At 53.0% G+C, this 8,631-nt stretch carries 8 protein-coding genes; 3 read left to right on the top strand and 5 right to left on the bottom strand.

Annotation, left to right across the window (positions count from 1 at the left end):
* Positions 1 to 415 (top strand): EAL domain-containing protein (locus B2067_RS08585; RefSeq protein ID WP_301388129.1); only part of this gene is annotated, 415 nt, incomplete at its 5' end.
* An 88-nt stretch (positions 416 to 503) separates the two neighbouring features.
* Here B2067_RS08585 and serB read toward each other — a convergent pair.
* Together serB and B2067_RS08575 are read right to left on the bottom strand one after the other, a co-directional pair.
* Positions 504 to 1,712, bottom strand: coding sequence for a phosphoserine phosphatase SerB (gene serB / locus B2067_RS08580; RefSeq protein ID WP_301376816.1), 1,209 nt, complete (start codon positions 1,710 to 1,712; stop codon positions 504 to 506).
* Between the two features lie 23 nt (positions 1,713 to 1,735).
* Positions 1,736 to 1,906 (bottom strand): hypothetical protein, encoded by a 171-nt coding sequence (locus tag B2067_RS08575; RefSeq protein ID WP_175607907.1) that lies wholly within the window; start codon positions 1,904 to 1,906, stop codon positions 1,736 to 1,738.
* Positions 1,907 to 2,050: 144 nt separating this feature from the next.
* Here B2067_RS08575 and B2067_RS08570 point away from each other — a divergent pair, with 144 nt between their 5' ends.
* Positions 2,051 to 3,391: an adenylate/guanylate cyclase domain-containing protein gene (locus B2067_RS08570; RefSeq protein ID WP_297533891.1), complete on the top strand. Its 1,341-nt coding sequence runs from the start codon at positions 2,051 to 2,053 to the stop codon at positions 3,389 to 3,391.
* A 15-nt stretch (positions 3,392 to 3,406) separates the two neighbouring features.
* On the opposite strand, the gene B2067_RS08565 is transcribed toward B2067_RS08570, so the two are convergent.
* From B2067_RS08565 to B2067_RS08555, 3 genes are all read right to left on the bottom strand, one after another.
* Positions 3,407 to 3,961 (bottom strand): tRNA-uridine aminocarboxypropyltransferase, encoded by a 555-nt coding sequence (locus B2067_RS08565; protein ID WP_301388128.1) that lies wholly within the window; start codon positions 3,959 to 3,961, stop codon positions 3,407 to 3,409.
* 18 nt (positions 3,962 to 3,979) lie between these two features.
* Positions 3,980 to 6,811, bottom strand: a complete 2,832-nt coding sequence (gene uvrA, locus B2067_RS08560; protein ID WP_301388127.1) for an excinuclease ABC subunit UvrA — start codon at positions 6,809 to 6,811, stop codon at positions 3,980 to 3,982.
* 77 nt (positions 6,812 to 6,888) lie between these two features.
* A complete protein-coding gene (locus B2067_RS08555; RefSeq protein ID WP_068437262.1) occupies positions 6,889 to 7,581 on the bottom strand; it encodes a LuxR C-terminal-related transcriptional regulator in 693 nt (230 codons plus the stop codon).
* 188 nt (positions 7,582 to 7,769) lie between these two features.
* Here B2067_RS08555 and B2067_RS08550 point away from each other — a divergent pair.
* Positions 7,770 to 8,631 (top strand): MFS transporter (locus B2067_RS08550; RefSeq protein ID WP_301388125.1); only part of this gene is annotated, 862 nt, incomplete at its 3' end.

The raw sequence follows: 8,631 nt of genomic DNA, 5'->3' as shown, positions 1-8,631 counted from the left end.
CGCCGGACTCAATCACAACGCGATCATTTTTCAATTCTCAGAAGAAGATGCTGTGCGCTATGCAGCGCCTGCCAAACGCTTCTGTTATCTGGTGCGCGCGCTCGGCATCAGTACCGCTGTCAGTCGTTTTGGCTGCGAGCTGGAGCCAATGCGCCTACTGCAACAGGTAGATATTGATTACGTGAAAGTCGACGGTTCATATATCCGCGAGATTGGCGGCGATAACGCTAACGGCAACAAAGCGTTGAAAGAGCTGCTAGGCGAGGTACACGAGGCAGGGAAAATCAGTATCGCCCCATTCATCGAAAATTCATCCACCGTGGCCAATATCTGGCACTACAGTGTTCACTTTATTCAGGGCTATTACGTTCAGGCGCCACAGGCGGATATGACGTATAACTTCTCAGAAGAATAAGCCAGAGCTTCTACATCAGTAGAAGCTCTGCTCTCTATAATGCGAGCTCGATAAAAGGACCTGGGAACTGGCTGAGCAGCACCCGCGCTTAATGAATATCGCGGTCGTGGTAACCAAGAAGATAAAGTAGCCCATCCAACCCCAGTGTTGAGATCGCATGTTTGGCGTTTTCACGTACCAGTGGCTTCGCACGGAACGCGATGCCAAGACCAGCCACCGATAACATCGGCAGATCATTCGCACCATCACCCACGGCGATGGTCTGCTCGAGGCGGATGCCCTCACGCTCGGCGAGTTCACGTAGTAGCTCAGCTTTACGCTGACCATCAACAACACGCCCGGTCACGCGCCCCGTCACGACGTTGCCTTCCATCTCAAGCTCATTCGCGTAGACGTAATCAATGCCCAGCTGAGACTGGAGATAACGCCCGAAATAGGTAAAGCCACCTGACAGAATCGCGGTTTTGTAGCCCAGCGCTTTCAGGTTACGGATCAGACGCTCAGCACCCTCTGTAACAGGCAGGCGCTCAGCAATGCCCTGCAACACGTCCCCACTCAGACCTTTCAATAGCGCAACCCGCTGTTCAAAACTCTGTGTGAAGTCGAGTTCTCCCTGCATTGCCCGCTCGGTGATTTCAGCCACCTGCTCACCTACGCCGGCGGCGTGAGCAAGTTCGTCGATCACTTCGGTTTCGATCAGGGTCGAATCCATATCGAAGCAGACAAGGCGACGGGTACGTCGGTACACATCATCTTCCTGGAAGGCGATATCAACGTTCAGATCGTTGGCGGCTTCCAGAAACTGCGCTCGCATGGCAGTCTGATTTGCTTCACCGCGAACAGAAAACTCGACACAGGCGCGGGTTGTCTCGCTTTGCTTATCCAGCGGGACACGGCCAGAAAGGCGACTGATCTGGTCAATATTGAGGTTGTGCTCGGCAGCAATAGAAGTCACGCGTGCGATAGCGTCGGCCTGAATGGTCCGCGCTAACAGCGTGATGATATGACGGGGTTTCCCCTGACCAGCGACCCAGTGCTCGTAGCTTTCAGGCGTCACCGGAGTGAACGAGACTGACAGCCCCATTTCGTGGATTCTGAAAAGTACGTCTTTCAGAACCGGAGCTGCTTCCGCCGTTGACGGGATGGCTGCCAGTATCCCTAACGAAAGCGAGTCGTGGATTTCGGCCTGACCGATATCCAGTACTGTCACTTCATACTGTGCAAGGATACTACTGATGGTCGCAGTAACACCGGGCTTGTCAGCACCGGTGATACGAATGAGCACTAATTCCGTCACGGAGGTCTCGCTTAATCTGCAGATCAGAGTTTGTCGGTGTCTGATTTCGCTGCGGCAACCACGGCACGCAGTTCTTCGATCAGTTCAACGGTCTCGTGTACAGACAGAGCACGCACGCGGTCAACACTCATCAGAAACAGACCTTTCTCAAGTTGTGCCAGTTTGTCCTGCAGAGACTGTTTCACATCACTCATGGTCATTCCTCATCTAAACTATATCTAAACTGTAATTTACTAGCTGTCATCCATCACAGAAGTCGTGTTCGGTGCTGGCGTTGCGACAAGCGCGGCATATAATACCATTAAAGTTATGGAAATTTAGAATTATCAGGACAGCCAATGCCCAATCTCCGCACATTCAGCGAAACACTCAACACCAGCCAGCGCGCTGGTCTACTGGCAGCGGTCATGGTCCTGATTGCGGGCATCGTACTGAGCGCTCTCGCCTATACCGAGGTACGCAGTTACGCCCACCAGCAACTCACTTCAGAAAACACGCGTCAGCTGCAACATCTCGGTGCATTACTGACTCCAGCATTAGTGCGGGACGACCGGATTACCCTGAACCTGACCCTGAGTGAGTGGGACGCCGGTAATGCTATGCCTGCCATTCGTGTGCTTGACCGCGAAGGCAAGCCAGCAGCCAGTGCCGGGCGTATTAACGCAGAACTGACCATGATGCCCGTCGAGATCCGCCAGGACGGTACTCTTTATGGCTCACTGGAAGGTTATACAACAGATGCTCCGGCGCAGACAGCAGCGACACGAGTGGCTTCGCAAAGTCTGCTGGTCACTGCAGCCCTGAGTCTGATTGCGGGCCTGGCGGGCTGGATGCTAAGTGAGAAGTACGCACGCTACCTACGCCAGCTGCGAACGAAACTCAGCGGCTGGCGCGATGGTGAAGAGCTGACCCTACCGATGGGGCCGGGAGACCCAGACCTGCAGTCACTGCACTCCGTTCTGGGCGACATATCCAAACGTGAGCAACAACGTCGCGCGGTTGAGGTTGCTCTCGGGCAGTTCATGGGCAATGAAGACACCCCATTCCCTGACCCGATGAAGTACTACGACTGCGCCATGCTTTTTATTGAGATTCAGGACCTTGAACTACTTCAGCAACGTCTCAGCGCTGAAGAGCTGACCACCACGCTGAATCAATATCATCGCCTGCTCTCTCAAGCCGCTAAGCTCTACAACGGTAAAGTTGACCGCTACCTCGGTGACGGCGTCGTTATGCTGTTTGGCGTACCCGGCCGGGACCGCAATGCCGCCATGCACTGCCTGTATGCGGCGCGCCTGTTTACCAGCCTGGTTAATCACCTGCACGAAACGAGCTCTGGGGTACTTCCGCTTGAGTTTAACGTTGCAGCTCACTGGGGCCCGGTACTTATGGCGCCTCTTCAGGATGGCGTGTCGACTCAATACAGCCTGATTGGCGATGCTGTGCACTGGGCATACCACCTGGCGGCCCAAAGTGAAGAACGCCGGATCATTGCCAGCCAGACCTTGATAGAAATGCTTGAAGACGGCCACGATATCATCTGGAGCGAGGGGCCGAATATTCGTGACCTGCATGGTGGCGTGCAGCCAACCTACTGGCTTAACCAGCTACCAGAGAAAACAGAATCTCTGATTCAGCGCCAGATGAAACACATCACCAGTATGACTGAAAGCGCCTGACCACCAGCACCTCACTTACCGACGGCGCATCTGCTCCTGCAACTCTGCCATACGTTGCAGGACACCAATCCCCTCAAGATAGTTACCTTCAGGCGCGCACTGATGCGCCATCATCAACACAGCCTCAAGTGTGCTGACGCCGCCTTCCACCTGACTGGTACGGAGGTATTCAGACGGTCCATCCGGGCTGAGCGAGACTCGTGGAAGCGATAACAACCAGGGATTAAGTAACGTTAAGCGCCGGACTTTGCGCCAGGTACCGTCGAGAACCAATACCGTATGAATGGCTTGCGCATCTGCTTCGGTTGAGCGTTCGTCCGATGGGTAGAGGAGCGCAACACCAGCGTCTGCTAGCGTCCCGAATACTTCTTCAAAGGTAAATTGATCGCCAATTTTCAGCTCACACCCCTTGATACTGCGTTCGAGTAAGGGCGCTGTGGACAATGGATGCTTAGCTTCGTCCGGGTCCTGCCAGATCACTAAACGGAACGGCAGCTCATAATGAATCAGATGGCTGCAGAGGCAGACCTTCTCTGGCCTCCCACAGCCATCACAGACCGACCTGCTCATCGCAGCCTCATCAAAGCTTTACCCACGTTCGAGCAGAGGTTGCAGGAAGCGCCCGGTATGTGAGTGCTCCATCGCACCGATATCTTCAGGAGTACCTTCACCGATAATCAAGCCGCCCTTCGAACCACCTTCGGGGCCCAGATCAACAATCCAGTCGGCGGTTTTAATAACATCGAGGTTGTGTTCAATCACTACCACGGTATTACCGTGATCACGAAGACGATGCAGAACAACTAACAGCTGTTCGATATCATGGAAATGAAGGCCGGTGGTTGGCTCATCCAGAATGTAAAGTGTCTTACCGGTATCCCGCTTTGACAGTTCTTTCGCTAACTTAATACGCTGCGCTTCACCACCGGACAACGTGGTCGCCGCCTGACCGAGGCGAATATAACTGAGACCGACATCCATCAGTGTCTGAAGCTTACGTGCCACTGCCGGGATAGCATCAAAGAACTCACGCGCATCTTCGACCGTCATATCCAGCACCTCATGAATATTCTTACCCTTGTAGCGGATATCCAGAGTTTCGCGGTTGTAACGCTTACCTTTACAGACATCACACGGCACATAGATATCAGCCAGGAAGTGCATTTCGACTTTGATCACACCATCACCCTGACAGGCCTCACAGCGTCCGCCTTTCACATTGAAAGAAAAACGTCCGGCTTTATAACCACGTGAGCGCGCTTCCTGTGTTCCGGCGAATATTTCACGAACCGGAGTGAATATCCCGGTGTAAGTCGCAGGGTTGGAGCGCGGAGTACGACCAATCGGAGACTGATCAATATCCACCACTTTATCGAGCTGATTGAGACCCGTAATACTTTTATGCTCCGACGGCTTCAGCGTGGTTGCACCGTTCAGTGCTGTCGCAGCCAGCGGGTATAAAGTGCGGTTAATCAGGGTTGATTTACCCGAACCGGAAACTCCTGTGATACATGTCATCAGCCCCAGAGGAATGGTCAGATCAACACTGTTCAGGTTGTTGCCGTTAGCGCCTTTTAACGTCATGACTTTTTTCTTGTCATATGGCGTGCGCTTTTCCGGAAGAGCGATGGCCCGTTTGCCGCTGAGATATTCACCCGTAACCGAGTTTTTGTTTTTCATCACCTGAGCAGGCGTGCCTTGCGCAATCACTTCACCGCCATGCACACCAGCACCCGGACCAATATCGATCAGATGGTCAGCGCTGCGAATTGCATCTTCGTCGTGTTCGACAACGAGCACGGTATTCCCCAGATCACGGAGGTGGAACAGGGTTTTCAGCAAACGATCATTGTCACGCTGATGCAGACCAATGGAAGGTTCATCAAGAATATACATCACCCCAACGAGACCAGCACCAATCTGAGAGGCCAGGCGAATCCGCTGAGCCTCACCACCCGAGAGCGTGTCTGAGCTGCGGTTAAGTGTCAGATATTCGAGGCCGACATTGACCAGAAACTGCAGACGATCACGAATTTCTTTCAGGATTTTTTCAGCAATTTCACCTTTATGGCCATCCATCTGAAATTCTGAAAAATAGTTATGAGCATCTTCGACCGGCATGCTGGTGCAGGCATGAATGGTTTTATCGCCCACAAAAACGTTACGGGCCTCACGTCGCAGACGTGAACCATCACACGCAGGGCACGGCTGAATGCTCAGGTACTTAGACAATTCCTCAAGCACCATCTGAGAGTCGGTTTCGCGGTAACGCCGCTCAAGGTTTGGCAGCACCCCTTCAAACGGGTGAGATTTGCTGACGCGATCACCACGGGAATTCACGTAAATAAATTCGATTTTTTCATCACCAGAGCCACGCAGTATTGCATCGCGATGTTCAGGCTTCAGGTCTGCCAGAGCCGTATCAATATCAAAGCCATAATGATCCGCCACTGAACACAACATCTGATAGTAATAAACGCTACGACGGTCCCAGCCGCGAATCGCGCCTTCGCCCACACTCAGAGAATCATCGTGTACGACGCGGTCAGGGTCGAAATACTGTTTCACACCCAGACCATCACACGTCTGACAGGCACCGGCCGGGTTGTTAAATGAAAAGAGACGAGGCTCCAGCTCTGAAAGGCTGTAACCACAGTGCGGACAGGAAAACTGAGAAGAGAACATCATGGGTTCTTTCTCTGGCGCATCCATATCAGCGACCAGCACCAGACCACCACTGAGTTCGAGACAGGTCTCGATGGATTCTGACAGGCGCTGCTCAATACCTTCTTTGACTTTAAAACGATCTACCACGACCTCGATCGTGTGCTTTTTGCGCTTATCAAGGTCGGGAGTATCATCGAGGTCACACACAGTGCCGTCTACACGAACACGAATAAAACCCTGTGCACGCAGGCTTTCAAATACATGCAGGTGCTCACCTTTTCGATCCCGGATTACAGGCCCGAGAATCATGCATTTACTGTCTGCGGGTAGCAGCATAATTTCATCAACCATCTGGCTCACAGTCTGAGCTTCCAGAGGCACATCATGATCCGGGCAGCGCGGCGTTCCGACACGCGCAAACAGCAGACGTAGGTAATCGTAGATTTCGGTGACAGTACCAACGGTCGAGCGAGGATTATGAGAGGTCGATTTCTGTTCAATAGAAATCGCCGGAGATAAGCCTTCAATCAGATCGACGTCGGGCTTTTCCATCATCGACAGGAACTGGCGAGCATAAGTAGATAGTGACTCAACGTAGCGCCGCTGCCCTTCAGCGTACAGAGTGTCAAACGCCAGAGAGGATTTGCCCGAGCCACTGAGACCCGTGATTACCACGAGCTTATCCCGTGGAATATCAATATCGACGTTTTTGAGGTTGTGTGTACGTGCGCCGCGAACGAGAATTTTATCCATGTGGAGCTTTCACTACCTGAGTCAAAACCCCCATTGTAAAGCAAGGCGAAGACGGGTTCAGCCGCTTTTACTGTGAATTATCCTGTTGCTTCTGCTTCTTCCTTGTCATGCAGCTCGTGCATATTTTCTTTTGCCCAGTTCACCGCCTGAATTCGGTTGGTCACGCCGATTTTCCGGAACAGGTTATAAACGTGAGTTTTTACCGTATGCATGCTGACGTTGAGTTCATCAGCCACTTCAGCGTTTGTCGCCCCTGTTGCCGTCAGGCGCAGTATCTGCTTTTCACGACGAGTGAGAATACCGGCAAAGCCGGTGGCGTTTTTAGGGCGCTCGCGGGTTCTCTCAAGAAAAGCCGCCATGAGATGGCGTGGTAGCCAGAGCTCGCCGAGAAACAGACTTTCAATGCCTCGACACAACTGGCTGTGGGTCGTACCGATGTAGAATAGACCATTCAGTTTAGGCCAACTTATCAGCTGTTCGGAGGGGTGTCGTTTCGCCACATTAAATACGGCAATACCAACATCGGCTTGCAGGTCATGAAGACAATCCACCAGCTCGCGGATACGTTCTGGAGCTGCGCTCCCGGAATCAATCAAAGCAATCACTCTGTCTGCTTCGAATTCCCACTCTGCCCGCCAGTGACGAACATCTATCAGCTGACACTCAATACCTGTGTTCTGATGAACATTGCCGATCAGTATCGAGTTCTCAAGGTTTGTCTGACCAAAAAGAAGTATTCTTCGTTCGATGGCAGGTGATCTCTGGTCCATAAAGTCTCTCCATGTACTTTCGCCCAAGCTAGTCGCTTCCGTCTTGGTATATCCCTTATACCCCTAAAGGAGTTTACCGCAATCAGACTAAGATGGTAATGGGATTTGGCGTCATCAAGACTCCCCCTCCAGCGCCGACAATCTGGTAGACTAGCCGCCCTGTTTCACAGTTATCGATTGGCCGCACAGTGACCCCAGATAAAACCGAACAACGCGCCGTGATCTCCCTCGCCTCACTATACGCTCTTCGTATGTTGGGCCTGTTCATGGTTCTGCCCGTCATGATGCTCGAAGGCGAGCAACTGGAAGGTGCAACACCTCAGTTGCTGGGGCTGGCTATGGGCGTATACGGCCTGACCCAGGCGCTGTTACAGATCCCTGCCGGCGCACTCTCCGATAGGATTGGCCGCAAGCCTGTCATCATCGGCGGTTTGCTGATCTTTGCCCTGGGCAGCGTTATCGCGGCCACCTCAGACAGTGTCTGGGGAGTGATCATAGGGCGCGCATTGCAAGGCGGTGGCGCTATCGCCAGTGCGATTATGGCCCTGGTCACTGACCTGACTCGCGAAGAGCACCGGATGAAAGCCATGGCTTCCATTGGTGCCAGTATCGGCCTATCCTTCTCCGTCGCTCTCATACTCGGGCCCTGGCTGGCTTCCTTCGGTGGCCTTCACCTGATTTTTGCTGTCACCGCAGTACTGGCCATCGGCGGCGTTCTGGTTACTCTTTGGGTTATTCCAGCTCCCCCGGCCAAACAGCACAGAGACGCCAGCGCGGCACTCCCTGTCATTATCGAACAACTTAAAAATCGCCGCATGTGGCCCCTGAACCTGGGGATTTTCTTACTCCATGCTCTGATGGTCGCTATTTTCGTCGCTATCCCTGCTCAATTGGTTGAAGCAGGTCTGACGGCGGATCACCACAGCTGGCTATACCTGCCCGTACTGCTGGTCGCCTTTGTCTTGATGGTGCCACTCATCATCATTGCCGAGAAACGCCAACGCATGAAGGGTGTCGTTATTACAGGCGCACTGATCATTGCTGCCGCAC

The organism is Thalassolituus sp. UBA2590 (genome assembly GCF_002339775.1).
GTDB lineage: Bacteria > Pseudomonadota > Gammaproteobacteria > Pseudomonadales > Oceanobacteraceae > Thalassolituus.
This window is presented reverse-complemented; position numbering and strand designations above follow the sequence as displayed.